The 15,621-nt window shown below is 72.7% G+C and carries 13 protein-coding genes; 9 read left to right on the top strand and 4 right to left on the bottom strand.

What is annotated here, in order from left to right; genetic code table 11:
- Positions 1–6 precede the first annotated feature (6 nt).
- The 4 genes from D476_RS0105910 (at position 7) to D476_RS0105895 (ending at position 3,672) form a co-directional block, all read left to right on the top strand.
- Positions 7–852 carry a GntR family transcriptional regulator gene (locus tag D476_RS0105910; RefSeq protein WP_017623042.1) on the top strand — a complete coding sequence of 282 codons (846 nt, stop codon included), beginning with the start codon at positions 7–9 and terminating at the stop codon, positions 850–852.
- A 156-nt stretch (positions 853–1,008) separates the two neighbouring features.
- Positions 1,009–1,473: an ATP-binding protein gene (locus D476_RS0105905; protein WP_026123278.1), complete on the top strand. Its 465-nt coding sequence runs from the start codon at positions 1,009–1,011 to the stop codon at positions 1,471–1,473.
- A 105-nt stretch (positions 1,474–1,578) separates the two neighbouring features.
- Positions 1,579–2,478, top strand: coding sequence for a phosphotransferase enzyme family protein (locus D476_RS0105900; protein ID WP_026123277.1), 900 nt, complete (start codon positions 1,579–1,581; stop codon positions 2,476–2,478).
- 540 nt (positions 2,479–3,018) lie between these two features.
- Positions 3,019–3,672 carry a hypothetical protein gene (locus D476_RS0105895; RefSeq protein ID WP_017623039.1) on the top strand — a complete coding sequence of 218 codons (654 nt, stop codon included), beginning with the start codon at positions 3,019–3,021 and terminating at the stop codon, positions 3,670–3,672.
- Between the two features lie 280 nt (positions 3,673–3,952).
- On the opposite strand, the gene D476_RS39620 is transcribed toward D476_RS0105895, so the two are convergent.
- On the bottom strand, positions 3,953–5,539 hold the full coding sequence (locus tag D476_RS39620; RefSeq protein ID WP_017623038.1) for an OmpA family protein: 1,587 nt from the start codon (positions 5,537–5,539) through the stop codon (positions 3,953–3,955).
- Between the two features lie 225 nt (positions 5,540–5,764).
- On the opposite strand from D476_RS39620, the gene D476_RS0105885 reads away from it, so the two are divergent.
- From D476_RS0105885 to D476_RS0105875, 3 genes are all read left to right on the top strand, one after another.
- Complete coding sequence (locus D476_RS0105885; protein WP_017623037.1) at positions 5,765–6,778, top strand: Dyp-type peroxidase; 1,014 nt, start codon at positions 5,765–5,767, stop codon at positions 6,776–6,778.
- Positions 6,779–7,585 (top strand): family 1 encapsulin nanocompartment shell protein, encoded by an 807-nt coding sequence (locus D476_RS0105880; protein ID WP_017623036.1) that lies wholly within the window; start codon positions 6,779–6,781, stop codon positions 7,583–7,585. It begins immediately after the preceding gene.
- 342 nt (positions 7,586–7,927) lie between these two features.
- A complete protein-coding gene (locus D476_RS0105875) occupies positions 7,928–10,111 on the top strand; it encodes a terpene synthase family protein (protein WP_017623035.1) in 2,184 nt (727 codons plus the stop codon).
- A gap of 66 nt (positions 10,112–10,177) precedes the next feature.
- On the opposite strand, the gene D476_RS0105870 is transcribed toward D476_RS0105875, so the two are convergent.
- Positions 10,178–10,630 (bottom strand): hypothetical protein, encoded by a 453-nt coding sequence (locus D476_RS0105870; protein ID WP_017623034.1) that lies wholly within the window; start codon positions 10,628–10,630, stop codon positions 10,178–10,180.
- Positions 10,631–10,691: 61 nt separating this feature from the next.
- Positions 10,692–11,933 (bottom strand): hypothetical protein, encoded by a 1,242-nt coding sequence (locus tag D476_RS35460; RefSeq protein WP_152529237.1) that lies wholly within the window; start codon positions 11,931–11,933, stop codon positions 10,692–10,694.
- Between the two features lie 580 nt (positions 11,934–12,513).
- Between D476_RS35460 and D476_RS0105860 the strand changes: the two genes are divergently transcribed.
- Together D476_RS0105860 and D476_RS0105855 are read left to right on the top strand one after the other, a co-directional pair.
- Positions 12,514–13,866, top strand: coding sequence for an AAA family ATPase (locus D476_RS0105860; RefSeq protein ID WP_017623033.1), 1,353 nt, complete (start codon positions 12,514–12,516; stop codon positions 13,864–13,866).
- Between the two features lie 85 nt (positions 13,867–13,951).
- Entirely contained in the window at positions 13,952–14,443 is a 492-nt protein-coding gene (locus D476_RS0105855) for an RloB family protein (RefSeq protein WP_152529241.1), read from the top strand.
- 262 nt (positions 14,444–14,705) lie between these two features.
- Here D476_RS0105855 and D476_RS0105850 read toward each other — a convergent pair whose 3' ends face one another.
- The gene (locus D476_RS0105850) at positions 14,706–15,605 is read right to left on the bottom strand and encodes a LysR family transcriptional regulator (protein ID WP_051061608.1); all 900 of its coding nucleotides are present in this window, start codon (positions 15,603–15,605) and stop codon (positions 14,706–14,708) included.
- Positions 15,606–15,621: the final 16 nt, after the last annotated feature.

Below are 15,621 nucleotides of genomic sequence, written 5' to 3'. Positions count from 1 at the left end.
GGCGCTGTGGACGGCGTGGACGCCGCCGGGAGCGGTACAGGGCTGGCGGGGGCCGTCTCCCGCGGCGCGCCCGAGCCGCTGAACGTGCAGATCTCCCGGGCGGTGCGCGAGCGCATCGCCACGGGGGCCTGGCCGCCGCACTTCAAGCTCCCCGCCGAGCCCGACCTCGCCCGCGAGCTGGGCGTCAACCGGGGGACGGTGCGCAAGGCGCTGGCGTCGCTCACCGAAGAGGGCCTGCTGGTGCAGACCCGGGGCCGGGGGACCTTCGTGACCTCCGGAAAGGCCGAGCCCGCGATCGCCCAGCGCCTCAGGTCGCTGTCCGAGGACTTCCGGGACCAGGGCATCGAGGTCCGTTCCGAGGTCGTGGACGCGCGCCTGGTGCGCCTGCCGCTCACCGTGCAGGCGCTCCTCGGTGCCGAGGCCAACACCCCGGGGCTGCGCCTGGTGCGCGTCTTCCACGGGGAGGAGGGGCCGCTCGCCTACCTGGTCAACTATGTGCGCGCCGACCTGTGCCCGGGGATCGACCGGGTCGACTTCGCGCGGGAGTCGCTGTTCGGCACCCTCGAACAGCGCTACCGGCTGGACATCACGCAGGGGCGCCGCTCCTTCAGCGCCGAGCCCGCGCGCGACGAGGCCGCCGAGGCGCTGCACCTGGAGCCGGGGGCGCCCGTGCTCTACCTGGAGCAGGTCACCTACACCCGCGGCGGACAGGCGGTGGAGTACTCCGACGTGTGGATCGACAGCTCCCGCGTGAAGGTGACCTCCCTCCTCGACCGCGGCCCGGCCGGTCCGCCCCGACCCGGCACCGGCACCCCCGCCGGGGCGTCTCCGGGGGGCCGCCGGGGACGGTGACCCCGGCCGCAATCGGCCCTGCTGTGGTTCCGCGGCGGAGAGTCCGATATCGTCCGGCTGCACAGGGCCCCGCACCGCCAGGCGCGCACTGCGGCGCGGAGCCGACCCGAACCGACCGCCCGCGCGGCCCCGGCGCACCCCTTCGGCGGCGGCCCGATGAACGAGACCGGAGACGCCACGTCCATGGTCGGCGACGCCCCGGCGCTGCAAGCGCGCCGGACCTTCCCCGGCGACCCCGAGCAGTGCCGCGAGGCGCGGCTGTGGGTGCGCGCCGTGATGCGCCCCTTCCCCGACACGGCCGACGCCGTCGAGGTGGTCGTCAGCGAGTTCTTCGGCAACGCCGTCCGGCACACCGCCTCCGGCGAGCCCGGCGGCGAGGTGACCGTGGAGCTGTCCGGGGGCGACGGCCGCCCGATCCGGCTCAGCGTGGTCGACCAGGGGAGCCGCTCGGACCGCCCGGCGACCGCCGCCCGCGTGCTCGCGCCGACCCTCAGCCGCCCCGACGGCCGCGGCCTGTTCCTGGCCGCGGCCCTGAGCAGCGAATGGGGCCGCGCCCCGGTCGACGGCACCGGCACGATGGTCACCTGGGCCGAATTCCCCGCCGACCGGGTGCAGGTCTAGGGCGCGCTCCACGCGGTACGCCGACCGGAGCGGAGCCGGCTTCCGCGAGGCGGGGTGCCGCCTCCCGTTCATCCGGTTCGAGCCCCGCCGGTAGTGTCGCGGGACATGCACGAGGTCTTCGACAGCGCCACCGCCCGCTCCGTGATGGAACGGGCCTGCGCCGGCGCGGGACTGCCCTTCCAGGGGGCCCAGCAGATCGCCTTGGGGGAGAACGCGGTGTTCGCCCTCGACGGCGGCCCCGCCCCCGGTGTCGTCGTGCGCGTCGGGCGGGACGCCGGGCTGCTGGAGCGGGCCCGGCGCGAGGTGCGCGTGGCCTCCTGGCTGGCCCGCGAAGGCGTCCCCGCCGTCCGCCCTGCGGACGGGGCGCCGGAGCCCGCTCTGGTCGACGGGCACCCGGTCACCTTCTGGCGCCGCCTTCCCGACCCGGTGCGCCCGGCGGGCGGCGCAGACCTGGCCGGACTGCTGCGCCGCGTCCACGCCCTGGGGCGGCCGCCCTTCCCCCTGCCCCCGCGCGACCTGCTGTCGGGTGTCGAGCGCTGGCTCGCCGCCGCCGAGGGCCACATCGACCCGGACGACGCCGACTACCTGGCGCGGCGGCGCGACGCGTTCGCCGAGAAGGCGGACGCCCTGGCGCCCCTGCTGCCCACCGGCCCGGTGCACGGCGACGCGCTGCTGCGCAACGTGCACGTCGGCCCCGACGGCCCGGTCCTGGTCGACCTGGAGACCTTCGCCGACGACATGCGCGAGCACGACCTCGTCGTCATGTGGCTGATGCGGGACCGCTACGGCATGCCGGAGGAGGAGTACCGCGCCTTCACCCGCGCCTACGGGTGGGACGTCTCCGAGTGGGAGGGCGCGGCGGTGCTCAGAGGCGCCAGGGAGACCGCGAGCGCGGCGTGGGTGGCTCAGCACACGCCGGGCGACCCCGGGGCGCTGGCGGAGTTCCAGCGCCGTGTGGCCTCGCTCAGGGACGGGGACCCCTCGGTCCGCTGGCGCCCCTTCTGACGCGGTTTCGGTCCGGTCTCCGCGGCCCCCACCCTCACCCTCCGTTGTGGCCGGGGCGCCTCGCGGATGCGTTCCGGTACCGCCCGGCGCCGTCCGCGGGTTCCGTAAGACCGGGAATTGGCCGGATCCGGTACGCCTGCCGGAAGAATGTTGACATTTGAACATGGGAAGATCGATGCTGTGCGGCGACGGCTCCGCTCACGTGGGGTGATCGGATGGCGGCGCCGTCGACGGGCGCCGCCGCCGGGGAAAGGGGCTCAGAGGCGAGCCCGCGGCGGGTGCCGTCACGCGCGACGAACCCTTTCCCGACCCGTTCCGGGCTGTGTCCCGGGTGTTCGCCACCTGGCACGGCGATCCGTCCACACCCGGTGGTCCGTCCGGAGCGGCGCGGTCCGGGCCCCGGGCGCACACGCTGTGCGTCCGGGCCCCGGACCCGCGTGGGAACGCCCGTCCGGGCGCTTCTTGCTACCGTGCGGTGTGCCGTCCCCCGGCCGCCGGACCCCCTCCGCGCGGCCGACGTACCGAGCCGGAGAGGCCCACATGCGCGTCCCGCCGATCCCCCGCCCCACCCGCGCCGCCGCGGCCGCCGGAGGACTCGCCGCCGTCGGCGTCCTGCTGGCGGGATGCAGCGGGGCCGATGTCGGTGAGGGGGTCGGCGACCTGGAGCTGCCCGACCTGGGCGCGATGGTCCCCTCGGCCTCGCCGTCCGAGGAGGCGGAGGCCGCGACCGCCCTTCCGGCGAGCTGCGCCGAGGCGGGCGCCGCTGAGGTCGTCGGCGGCAGCGTCCCCCAGGGGGCCCAACTGCAGGAGGAGAGCGGCGCGATCGAGGGCGCCGACGGCGCCGAGCGGCTCGGCTGCGTCTGGTCGGGCGAGGGCGCCTCGGTGGCCGTGGTGTACGCGCTCAACGCCGACACCGCCGACCTGACCCAGGTACTGCAGGAGTCCGGGGGCGGCCCGGAGGCCAACTGGGAGGTCGACGTGGACGTCTACGGCGACACCTACCACTCGGAGGACGCCGACGCCGTCGGCGGCGAGCTGGAGTACCTGGCGACCGCGGGCGACACCACCCGCTACGTACTGCTCACCCTGCCCGGTGACGTCCGGGTGGCCGCCGCCGCGACCGGCGGCGGCCTGGAGCAGGAGGACCTGGAGCGGATCGCCCTCGAAGCCGGGCAGAGGATCATCGGCGACTAGGGCGGGCCCCTCGGGTCAGGCCCTGCGGCGCGGGCCCGGGTTCGCCCCTCGTTGCCTTCTCTTCGGTCGACGGCACGCCCAGGCCGACTCCCCCTGTCTCGGGAACACAGCGGCCTTGCGGTGGACATGACGCCGCCGGTGCCTTCTAGGGCCATGGCCCACGCGACACCCTCCCCAGACCACGGTGTCCTCCACCTCAGAGCGGGGCGGCCCCCGGAACCGGGAACCGCCCCGCTCTGTCGTGTCCGTCGTGGCCGCGGCCGGTGCGGACGCCCTCGCCTCACCCCTCGACGGGGACGTCCTCCAGCACCCCGAAGGGGCCGGCGCGCATGTCCAGCTCCTCGACGTCCTTGCCCGGCGCCGGGAACACCGCCACCACCTGGTAGGTGTTGCCCGGCTGCAGGCGGTACACCTCCTCGGCGAACCCGTCGTAGCGGCCGTCGCCGAAGTTCATCTGCGCCACGTACCGCACCAGGCCCGTCTCGGGCTCCAGGAGCTGGAACCCGCCCAGCGAGCCCTCGCTGAACTGCTCGGGGCCGCCCGCGACCTTCTGTTCGAGGCCGCCCATGTCCGGGAGGACCGCCTCGTCGCCGGTGTTGGTCAGCTCCACCGACCCGATGACGTAGGCGCCGTCCCGCACCAGCGGGTACACGTCCAGCCGGACGCCGTCCCGCTCGGTGCTCGCCGCGACGCCGCCGGGGTCGTCGCTGAAGGGGGCGGGCCAGTTCACGTGGCGGTCGGCCACGCCCAGGCCGCCGTCGACCGACTGGTCCTCCTCCTCGACGTCGTCCTCTCCGGGGCGGGTGACGGTGTAGGAGAACTCCACCCGCCGGTTGCGGGCGCGCGCCTGCTCGTCGTCGGGGCCGCCCTCGCGGGCGATCGGCTCCGTGCTGCCGCGCCCCTCCACCTCGTAGGTGTAGTCGTCGCCGATCTCCTCGACGAGGAGGTCGCGGACGGTCTGCGCGCGCTTCTCCGACAGCGTCTGGTTGTAGGCGGCGGTGCCCTTGCCGTCGGTGTGCCCGATGACGGTGATGGCCGGGTCGTCCGGGTCGACGTTGGCGGCCAGGGACGCGGAGGCCTGGCGCACCACGTCCTCGGCCTCGGCGGTCAGCTCGTACTCGTCGAACTCGAACATCACGTCCGAGTGCAGGGAGATGGTCTCGGTGTCGCCGTCGCGGGTGGTGGAGGCGATCTCCGAGTCCACGAAGCTCTCCACCGCCCCCTCCTCGGCGACGGCGTCCTCCCCGGGGCGCCGGTTCTCGAAGACGAGGTCCTCGCCGTCGGCGGGCGGGTCGTCGACGGTCAGGTGGTCCGGCCCGTTGGGGTCCTCCGGGTCCGGCTGCTCCTCCTCCACGTCCTGCACGGGGATGCCGGTCATGGCCCCCAGGCCGCTGCCGACGAACGTCACCTGCTTCACCTCGTCGGGGATGCGGGGGAAGTAGCGCCGGTACTCGTTGGTGACGCCGTCGTGCACCGGGTACAGGCCGTCGCCGTTGGGGCTGACCGAGCCGTACTTGAGGCCCTCGGCGTCGAAGTACTCGCGCCACACCCGGCCGGTGATCGGGTCGACCAGGGTGTGCGCCATGCTCAGGTTCCGGTTCGCGCCGGTGAAGCCCTCCGGGTAGGAGATCTCGTAGTACATCACCGTGTACTCGCCGGTGCGCTCCAACCCGGTGATGGAGAAGCGCATCTCGTTGTCCTGCCCGGTGTCCTGGAAGATGCGCCCCTCCTTGGTGTAGGGGAACTCCTCCCTCACCTGGGGCGGGCCGCCCCCGAACCAGTCGGACCAGTCGCCGCTGCAACCGCTCAGCAGCAGGGCGCCCGACACCGCCAGGGCGGCCGCCGCGAGGATCCGTTTCCGCGCCATGCGGGTGATCTCCGATCGTTCGTGGGGGACGCGTGCGGGGACAATCCTGGGGCACATCGGTGCGCCAGGGCGAAACGGGGCGTCCGGCACCGCCTTGACCTGGGGCCGGTGCGCGGCCGACCCGGCATTGACCCGGCGCGGGTAGGTCCGGTGGGGACGCGCCCGGTGCGGGCCGGGCCGCCGCGCCCGCGCCGCGGGCGGAGCCGCCGACCGCGAGGAGAGCCCATGCCCAGCGCCTCCGGGCGCCCCCGGCCGCAGCCGGTGCTGGCGCCGCTGACCCGCTCCGCGATCTTCCTGACGGCGGTGGTGCCGCCCGGCGGGGAGGAGGGCGCGCGCGAGGTGCTGGGGTCGCTGGAGGCCCTGCAGCGCTCCGTGGGCTTCCGGAACCTGGGCAGCGGCCTGGCGTGCGTGGCCGGGGTCGGCTCGGCGGTGTGGGACCGTCTGTTCACCGGCCCGCGCCCGGCCGGGCTGCACCCGTTCCGGGCCCTGGACGGCGGGGCGCACCGGGCCCCGTCCACCCCCGGCGACCTGCTGTTCCACATCCGGGCCATGCAGATGGACGTGTGCTTCGAGCTCGCCTACCAGCTCATGGCGGCGGCGGGGCCGTCGCTGCGCGTCATCGACGAGGTGCACGGGTTCCGCTACTTCGACGAGCGCGACCTGCTCGGGTTCGTCGACGGCACGGAGAACCCCACCGACACCGAGGCCGAGGAGTCGGTGCGCATCGGGGACGAGGACCCGGCGTTCGCCGGCGGGTCCTATGTAGTCGTCCAGAAGTACGTGCACGACATGGCGGCCTGGGAGGCGCTGCCGACCGAGCGGCAGGAGGCGGCCATCGGGCGCACCAAGCTCACCGACATCGAGATGGACGACGACGTCAAGCCCGCGGACTCGCACGTCGCGCTGAACACCATCACCGACCCGGACGGCACCGAGCGCAAGATCGTGCGGCACAACATGCCGTTCGGGCGCGTGGGCGACGGGGAGTTCGGCACCTACTTCATCGGCTACTCGTCCGCGCCGGACGTGACCGAGCGGATGCTGGAGAACATGTTCCTCGGCGACCCGCCGGGCACCTACGACCGCATCCTCGACTTCTCCACGGCCCTCACCGGAGGGCTGTTCCACGTCCCCACGCTCGACTTCCTGGACGACATGCCGGAGGCGCCGCGCGAGCGGTCCGGCGGCGCGTCCCTGGGCATCGGCGGCCTGAGAGGCATGAACGGAGAGGAGCCCTGAATGGGCACGCGAGACAACCTCCACCGGTGGCTGGCGCCCGTCTCCGGTGCCGCCTGGGCCGACATCGAGGAGGAGGCGCGGCGGACCTTCCGGCGCCACGCCGCCGCACGCAAGGTGGTGGACGTGCCCGACCCCGAGGGGCCGGAGCTGGCCTCCGTCGGGACCGGGCGCTCCTCCCCGGCGGCGCCCCCGGGGGAGGAGGTGCTCGCGCGCGTGCGCGCGTCGGTGCCGCTCGTCGAGCTGGAGGTCCCGTTCGCGCTCGCCCGCGAAGAGGTCGACGCCGTGGAGCGCGGGGCGAAGGACCCGGACTGGCAGCCGGTCAAGGACGCCGTGGCGAGCATGGCGTCCGCCGAGGACACGGTGGCCTTCAGCGGCTATGAGGCGGCCGGTTTCACCGGGATCGTCCCGGGCTCCTCCAACGCTCCGGTGCCGCTGCCCGAGTCGGTGCGCGAATACCCCGACGCGGTCGGCCGGGCCCTGCGCGTGCTGCGGGGACAGGGGGTGGACGGCCCGTACGCGCTCCTCCTGGACGCCGACGCGTACACGGCGGTGTCCGACACGAGCATCCACGGCTACCCGGTTCGGGACCACCTCAAGGAGATGGCGGACGGGGGCCTCGTCTGGGCCCCGGCGCTCGGCGGCGGCCTGGTGGTGTCGCTGCGCGGCGGCGACTTCGAGCTGCGCCTGGGGGAGGACCTGTCCATCGGGTACCTCGACCACGACGCGGCCCGGGTGCGGCTGTACCTGAGGGAGACGCTGGCGTTCCTGGTGCACACGGCGGAGGCGTCGGTGGCGCTCCCGGCGTAGGGCGCACCCGGAGGGGCCGCACCCGACAAAGGGGGTGCGGAGGTCCAGGCCACCGATTTCGGTCAGCCCTCCCGCGGAAAGCGAGGAACCGATAAAGTCGTCCGGAGAGTTCCGGATGGCATGTCTCCTCATCGATTCATCGATTTGTCGACATTTCCGCGCCGTTGATCGCCCCGGGGCGGGCGCAATCCGGTCCGACCGCATCCCGGTTTCGTCCATTTCCAGGAGAATCGGCACAACGTCCCGTCATTCACCGTTCTCGTTGACGCGGTGTGTGCGCTCCGATCAGGGTTGACTCCGGAGGGGAGTCTTCTGACCCGTGGAGAGAGCGGAGCCGGGACCATGGCGCAGCCCTACGTCGTCCCCGATCTGTACCGCCCCTATCCCGCGCGGCTGAACGTCAACGTCCAGGCGGCCCGCACCCGCGCGAAGGAATGGGCGAAGGGGGCGGGCATGCTCGCGGGGGCCGCCGGGCGTGCGGTCGGGGGGTGGTCGGAGAGCGGATTCGACGCCATGGACACCGGGCTTCTCGGGGCCTATGCGCACCCCGACGCCTCGGCGGCCGAACTCGAATTGCTCACCCAGTGGTACACCTGGCTGTTCTTCTTCACCGACCATTTCTGCTGCGAACGCCGGCCCGGAACGGGGGAGGCAGGGGAGGGCCGAGACCGCCTGCTCCGCCTCGTCGGCGGCGACGGGGGCGGCGGCCCGTCCGACCCCTCCCCGAGGTCCGCCGCCGAGGCCGGGCTGGCCGACCTCTGGCCGCGCACCGCGGCGATCGCCCCCGGGGCCTGGCTGGACGGCTTCGCCGCGGCGACGCGCGCGCTGATCGGGTCGGCGGGCGTCCGCGAGGGGCGGCGGGGCGGGGACATCCCGCACCCGTTGGAGCTGTTCGCGCAGCGGCGGGCGTCGGGGGCGGCGACGTGGGCGACACATCTGGTGGGGCTCGTGTCCCCGGGGGTGCTGCCCGACCGGGTCCTGAGGACGCGCCGGTTCGCGTCCCTGAGGGCGTGTTTCTCGGACGCCGCGCACCTGGCGAACGACCTGTACTCCTACCGGAGGGAGACCGAGGAGGAGGGGAGGCCGGACAACGCGGTGCTGTCGGTGGAGCGCTTCGTGCACCGGTCCCCGCAGGAGGCGGCCGAACTGGTGAACCGCGTGCGCACGGCGCGGATGCGCAGGTTCGAGGAGATGTCGGCGACGGAGGCCCCCGCATGGGTGGCCGACCACGGGCTGACCCCGGGGGAGTGCCAGGCGATCGCGGTGACCGTCAAAGGGCTGCAGGACTGGCAGGCCGGGGCGGTGGAGTGGCATGAGAGGACCGCCCGGTACCGCCCCACCGAGACACAGGGGCCGGACGCCCGCATGCCCCATGCGCCACCCGTGCTCCCCGGCCCGACGCTCCGCCCCCGCCTCCACTCCCCGACCTTCCTGCCCGCGTCATTGGACCACCCCTTTCGCCTGCCGCCGTTCGAGCAGCCGTGGGCGCACCGGGTCAACCCGCATGCGGACGCGGCCAGGCGGGAAGCCCGCCGCTGGGCGCGCGAGGTGGGCCTGCTCAGCCCGCCCCTGTGGACCGAGGAGGTGTTCGCCGCCGACGACCGGCCGCTCTTCACGGCCTTGACGCACCCGGACGCGAGCCTGGAGGAGGTGTGCCGGGCGGCGCTGTGGGACGTGTGCCTGCTGGCCATCGACGACTATTTCGCGACCGCCTTCAAGGCCGCGAGGGATGTCCCCGGAGCGCGCGCGTTCGTGGAGCGCCTCCCCGGGCTCATGCCGATCGCTCCTTCCTCCCCTCCACCCCGCCCACCCCTCGGCCCGATCGAGGGCGCCATCGCCTCCCTATGGCACGAGGCATCCGGCGACATGCCCGAAGCCCTGCGTCGGAGGGTCGCCTCCGCCATGGCGGACTTCGCCGGCGCGAACCTGTGGGAGCTGGACAACATCGTCCGGGAAAGGGCGCCGGACCCCGTCGACCACCGTGAAATGCGCCGCACGACGTCGGGAACGGACCTGTCCATCACATTGATGCCGGGCGCTCCCGAGCTGCAGGTCTCCTCTTCCCTCCTCCGGACCCCCACCCTGCGGGCCCTGCGCGACGCCTTCGCGGACACGGTGGGGATCCGCAACGACATCCACTCCTACCGAATGGAGACCGAGGAGGAGGGGGAGGTGAGCAACGGTGTACTGGCGATCGAGCGCTTCCTGGAGTGCACCCCGCAGGAGGCGGTCGACGTGGCCTATGCGGCGTTCACCGCGGGGATCGCGTCCTTCCAGGAGGCCGAGGCGGCTCTCCCGCGCCTGTTCGGCCGCCTCTCCGTGGACTCTGCCGGCCGCGAAGCCGTCCACAGGTATGTGGAAGCGCTGAAGACCTGGATGGCGGGCGCCAACGAGTGGTACCGGCGGACCGGAAGGTACACGAGGCGCCCCCACCCGCAACCCCGGGGGGCCGCCGCCCCCGCCCCCACCCCCACCCACCCCGTGGTGCCGCTCGACGCCTCCTACCGCCGCCCGCTGACACTGTGACCCCGCGCCCCCGAGCACGCCGGGAGACCTCACCCGCCGAGGCCGGAACGGCCGGCCGCTCCGGCCTCAGCGCCCGGAGCCCGGCTCCGCCTTGGCGAGGCACTTCCGTACCCAGGCGACGTCGTCGTCCGTGAGCCCGGGGTCCTCCGCCAAGTCCCCGAGCCGTTCCAGCAGCGCGGCGTCGCCCGTGGCGGCGGCGTGCTGGGCGATGGTGCTCACGGCCACCGCCCATGCCTGGCGCTCGGGGTCCCAGTCGGAGCCTTCGGAGATCCGGAGCAGGTCGGGCACGATGCCCGGGAGCCCGCCGTTCCTTCTGAGCGCCCTGATGAGCAGGATGGCCCGGCCCGGGCTGCGGGTCCCCCGCAACGAGCGGCTCAGCTCGGGAAGCAGCTCAGGTGCCCGAGGCGACCGGGCGATGGCGTTGATCAGCTCACCGGCCGCCTCGTCCGGGATGTCGTGGCGATCGATGGCCGCGAACGCACGGCGGAGGTCGTCGTCGGTGGCTTGAGCGCTCCTCACCGCTTCGGCAAGTTCGGCGAGGTCCGCAGGCGGAGGGGCGCCGTCCTGAGGCGTCCCGTTCTCAGCTGAGGTTGAGGAACTCATTGAGCGTCCCCTTGTACACCGTGCTCCGGGCCGGGTTGTTGATGTTCCGGATGATGATTATTCCTTTGTCCTGGTCATACCAGGCGATCCGTCCGTTCTTCAGCTTGGGCTTCTTGAGGATCGAACCGGGCGGATTGCGCGGGTCGATCGTCTTCTGGATGTATTCGGTGAGCGCGTCCTGGTCCTTGAAGCCGAGCTCGTCCGCCCGGTTGGAGTGTCGCGCGATCAGCGCCGCGTCCTCCTCCAGGTCCTGTTCAAGGTAGGGGTCGTCCTTGTCGTAGTCGTTCCCGATGTCGCAGGTGTCGCCTTGGCCGCTCGACGACTGTGCGGGGACGACCACCGCCTGCGAGGGAGCCTCCGCCTGAGTGCCCGTGCCCGTGTCCCCGTCCGGGGCGGGCGCCTCCGGGCGGTGTCCGGGTTCGAGGCGGGCGCCGCCGTCGCGCTCCGGCCAGTGGAGGGTGACGGCGGCACCGTCGGAGAGCACCATGGTCTCCGTGGCGGGGTGGACCGCACGCGGCCGATTGCCGTTGCAGGCCTGCACGGCGTCGTCGCGCCTGCCCTTGGCGTCGTCGACCCGCTCTTGCGCCTCGTCACGGGCCTTCTTGGCCCTGCGGAAGCGGTTCCACAGTTTGATGATCTTGGGCGACTTGGAGATGAGCTTGGCGCCCTTGCCCCACGGTGTGAAGCCGACGATGGTGGTCAGGCAGGCGATGATGTCGCCCTCGGTGATGCACGCCTTGGCATCCGTCCACCCGACGATGTCCGCGACGATCGCCAGCAGCTCGTCGTAGACCTCGTCGTAGCCGGTATCGGCGAGCTCCGCCTCGGCGTCCTCAAGCTCGCTCTCCGCGTCCTCCAACTCCTGCGCGAGATCGGGGTTGTAGACGCCCTCCCAGGACACGGGACCGTCGTCGGACCCCTGACCGTCCTCCCCGCCGTCCCCCTCGTCCTCGCCGCCCCCGTCCCCCTCGGGGCCGTCCGCGTCGGACGTGTCCTCATCGCCGCCGCCGTCCGAGCCGCCGTCGGAGCCGTCCTCGTCCTGGGCCCCCTCGCCATCCTCGGCCGCGCCGTCTTGGCCGGTGCCTTCGCCGCCGGCGAGTTCGTCGCAGTTCTCCTCGCCTTGCACGCGGCACATGCCGACGGCGTAGAGGCGCTGGACATCGGTCGGGAGGCCGAAGGCGAAGACCGCGGCGACGATCGTCGCCACCAACAGGAGCAAGGCACCGTATTCGACCTTGAATCCACCGTGCTCAGCGCGCCATACCCAGTGCATTCCACGTCTCCGGATTCCGCCGCCCCACCGAGTCTCCTGAGGACGACCGAAGCGTCAGGGGGTGAACATCGCCCCGTTAAGGGCGTGAACGTCTGCATTACGGTAGCGACCCCCTGTGCCCTGCGAAGAGCCCCCTGAGCCGTTGTTCTGCGAGGGCAGCAGGACCCGGCCGGAGGCGGGACAGGGGGACGGAGGCGTCTCCAGAGCGAATCAGCGCTGGTGGGAGCGGAGATGAGAGACGTTCCCGCTGCTGTGCAGGGGACACGACACACGCACCGGGACCGTGGTCACCCCCGACGGCCGGTACCGGCCACTCCCACGGTCCGGTGGGCACGTCCGCGGCCTCGCTGCAGAGGCCGCATCGCGTGGACCGGGGGCAGACCGGGGATGGGCGACATGGCGGCAATCGGGAGCTTTGTAGTGTGTCGAACGGAGAGCACGGCCGCCGCAACGGGGATGTCTTACTGTAGGTTGCGGGCGTTCACGGTGAGTGTTGGTCTGGGGTCCCGATGGGGAAGGCGAGCAGATGCTCCTGAGTTTTCGAGTCGCCAACCACCGCTCCCTGCGCGAAGAACAGCAGCTCCTGCTGGTCCCCTCCGAATCCGAACATGAAGGAGCGCAGGACAGCGGGGTACCCGAGCCACTGCCCGTAACCGGCCTGTTCGGGGCCAACGCTTCGGGCAAGAGCAATGTCCTCGACGCGCTGGGCTTCATGCGCCGCCTCGTCCGCTCCTCCATGGAGATGGGCGAGCCCGGGAGGGGGATCGACCGCGATCCCTTTGCGGTGAGTCCCCGGTGGCGGCGAGAGCCTTCCCACTACACGGTCGACCTGCTGATCGAGCGGGTCCGCTACACCTACGGCTTCACCATCGACGGCACAGGCGTCGTCGCGGAATGGCTGCATTGGTCCCCGGCTGAAGACGGCCCCACCGTTCTCTTCGAGCGTGAAGGGGACGACTTCACGTTCCACCCCTCACTGCCGGAGACGTTCCGCCAGGTACAGGAGATCACCGATGTGAACACCCTGTTCCTGACGGTCGCCGCCCGGACGCGCCTGGAGATCGCCCGCCCGGTCTACAACTGGTTCGCCTCGCACTGCCGCCGTTGGCGCAGCGGGGGCGGCCGCGAACAGGACCGGCGCGATCTGCTGCGCCGCATCGCGGAGCCGGGAGTCCTGGCCCACCTCCAGAAGCTCATCCGGGCGGCCGACACTGGGATCGAGTCGGTGCAGCTCGAACACGAGCGACTGACGGTGGACTCCGGCGTTCCCCGAAGGACAGTGGCGAGAGACCCCTGGGACAGTGACGTTCCCGATCTGAGGGACCGCCACGAGGGCATGCAGGCCGTCGAAGAGGAGGCGACCCTGCTCTTCCACCACCGGGCGGGCGGTGAAGAGGCGCGACCCCTGACACTCGACCAGCAGTCCGACGGCACCTGGGTGCTCCTCGCGCTGGGGATGGAAGTACTCGACGTCCTCAGGAACGGTTCCCTCCTCGTGGTCGACGAGCTCGACTCGCACCTCCACCCGCACCTGTCGGCCAAGATCATCGAGATGTTCAAGGACCCGGCCGTCAACGAGCACCGGGCGCAGCTCGTCTTCTCCAGCCATGACACCGCGCTTCTCGGCTGGATCAGGGGCGGGGATGTCCTGGACCGTGACGAGGCCTGGTTCGTGGAGAAGGACAAAGAGGGGGGCACCCGGATCTACCCCCTGAGCGATTTCCGGGACGAAGGGGAGAATCCGGCGCTCGCCTACCTCACGGGAAGGTACGGTGCAATCCCTGAGGTCACCGGGGGACCGGTGGCCGCGCCGGTCCACCCCCCCGAGGAGCAGGATGGCCCCGAGAAGGACGGCCCAGGACAAGGAACCCCCGAATAGGCCTGGTCAGGCGGCAGGCTTCGCCCGCCGGACCTCCTTGCGGCGGCCGGGCGGGAGGCTGCAACAGCGGCGCCGGATCCTGGTGGTGTGCGAGGGCGAGACCGAGCACGCGTACTTCACCGGACTGCGGGAGAGCGACAAGCGGGAAATCCACCCGTTCCTCCCGGAGAAGGCGAAGAGGCCCCAGCGGGAGAAGGTCGTCGACCACGCCCGCAAGGCGAAGTCGCGCGCGGAGTACTCACAGGTGTGGGCGGTCTTCGACGCCGACGGCCACGACGTCCGGCGCCTGTGCGAACAGGCGGAGAAGGACGGTGTGGGGCCCGCCGTCTCCAACCCGACGTTCGAGGTGTGGTTGCTGCTGCACCACCAGGAGGGCGTGTCCGGCCGCTCGGCCCAGGCCGTCGGCGAGGAGCTGAAGAAGGCCGTCCCTCACTGGAGAAAGGGCAACGGCACACAGTTCACACACTTCTCTCCGGGCCTGACTCAGGCATACACCAGAGCGAAGCGGTACCCGCCCTACGGGAACCCCTCCACAGCCGTGTGGAAACTGATGGGAGAACTGGGCATCGGGGCGTGAGTGCCGTCGGCAACAGGATGTGCGCGGACTCCAGTCCGTCCCCCGTGCCCGAACGCAGCGGGGCGAACGCCTCCCGCGTCAGTGCGTTTCCCCGGCCCGCAAGAACCTTCACCCACCGCGACGGCCAGGCGCTCGCCGTACTCGGCGTCGGCTCGCGCATGGAGCGCGTTCACCGATGAACTGCTGAAGGACGTGGCCCCGGAGCGCTTCCCTGCGGCCCCGCCCGACCGGTGACCCGTTCGAGCCGTTCGAGGCGCTCCGTTCAGCGGAGACCGGGCGCGGTCCGCTTCCTCAGGGTGCGGTGCACGTGGTCCACGAACGCCTCCGTCTCGGGGTGGCTCGGCTCCTTCGGCCAGGCCAGGTACGCCGCCACCGGGGGCGCGTCGGCGATCGGGACGTACCGTACCCCCGGCGCGGGGTGGCTGTGCGCCGACCCCTCCGCCGTGACGCCCACGGCCTCTCCCGTCGCGATCGCGGCCAGCCACTCCTCCACGTCGGTCACGGTGACCGCGTTCGGGCGGCGGCCCTCCGGCCACAGGTCCACGTCCGTGGTGGCCGCGGTCGCGCACAGGGCCACATCGCGTTCGGCCAGGTCGGCCAGGTACACCTGCTCCTTCGCCGCCAACGGGTCGGCTTCGGCGAAGGCCGCCACCCGGCGCTCGTACAGCAGCGGAACCGAGCGCATGCCGGGCGCGGGCGAGGCCCGGAGCAGCACCGCGTCCACCTCCGACCGGCGCAGCGCCTTCTCCGGGTCGTTGCGGCGGTGGATCCGCACAGGGGTGTCCGGGTGGGCGGCGCGCCACTCCCGGAGCAGCGGCACGGTGTCCGGGCCGAGCGCGCCCCACGCGATGCCGAGCCGCAGCGGCCGCGGCCCCGACCGCGCCTCGGCCAGGGCGGAGTCGAGCCGGTTGAGGATGCCGTGGGCGTGCTCCCACAGCCGCCGCCCCTCGTCGGTCAGGGCGAGGCTGCGGGTCGTGCGCTCGACCAGGCGGGTGCCGACGGCGCGCTCCAGCTGCTCCAGGGTGCGCGAGACCGCGGGCTGGCTGATGTGCAGGACCTCGGCCGCCCCGGTCACCGTCCCCTCGTCGCCGATGGCGGCGAGGGCGCGCAGGTGGCGCAGCTCCACGCCGGTGCTGCCGGATGGCACGCCCGTCGTATCCATGCGTCCAGGGTATGGA

The organism is Nocardiopsis chromatogenes YIM 90109, from assembly GCF_000341185.1.
In the GTDB taxonomy this organism is placed as follows: Bacteria; Actinomycetota; Actinomycetes; order Streptosporangiales; family Streptosporangiaceae; genus Nocardiopsis_A; species Nocardiopsis_A chromatogenes.
This window is presented reverse-complemented; position numbering and strand designations above follow the sequence as displayed.

Excerpts from the sequence above, each read along its gene's own strand:
- D476_RS0105875 (WP_017623035.1), top strand. The coding sequence starts at position 7,928 with ATGGCGCAGCCCTACGTCGTCCCCGATCTGTACCGCCCCTATCCCGCG.
- D476_RS0105905 (WP_026123278.1), top strand. The coding sequence starts at position 1,009 with ATGAACGAGACCGGAGACGCCACGTCCATGGTCGGCGACGCCCCGGCG.
- D476_RS0105895 (WP_017623039.1), top strand. The coding sequence starts at position 3,019 with ATGCGCGTCCCGCCGATCCCCCGCCCCACCCGCGCCGCCGCGGCCGCC.
- D476_RS0105860 (WP_017623033.1), top strand. The coding sequence starts at position 12,514 with ATGCTCCTGAGTTTTCGAGTCGCCAACCACCGCTCCCTGCGCGAAGAA.
- D476_RS0105850 (WP_051061608.1), bottom strand. The coding sequence starts at position 15,605 with ATGGATACGACGGGCGTGCCATCCGGCAGCACCGGCGTGGAGCTGCGC.
- D476_RS0105885 (WP_017623037.1), top strand. The coding sequence starts at position 5,765 with ATGCCCAGCGCCTCCGGGCGCCCCCGGCCGCAGCCGGTGCTGGCGCCG.
- D476_RS0105880 (WP_017623036.1), top strand. The coding sequence starts at position 6,779 with ATGGGCACGCGAGACAACCTCCACCGGTGGCTGGCGCCCGTCTCCGGT.
- D476_RS39620 (WP_017623038.1), bottom strand. The coding sequence starts at position 5,539 with ATGGCGCGGAAACGGATCCTCGCGGCGGCCGCCCTGGCGGTGTCGGGC.
- D476_RS0105900 (WP_026123277.1), top strand. The coding sequence starts at position 1,579 with ATGCACGAGGTCTTCGACAGCGCCACCGCCCGCTCCGTGATGGAACGG.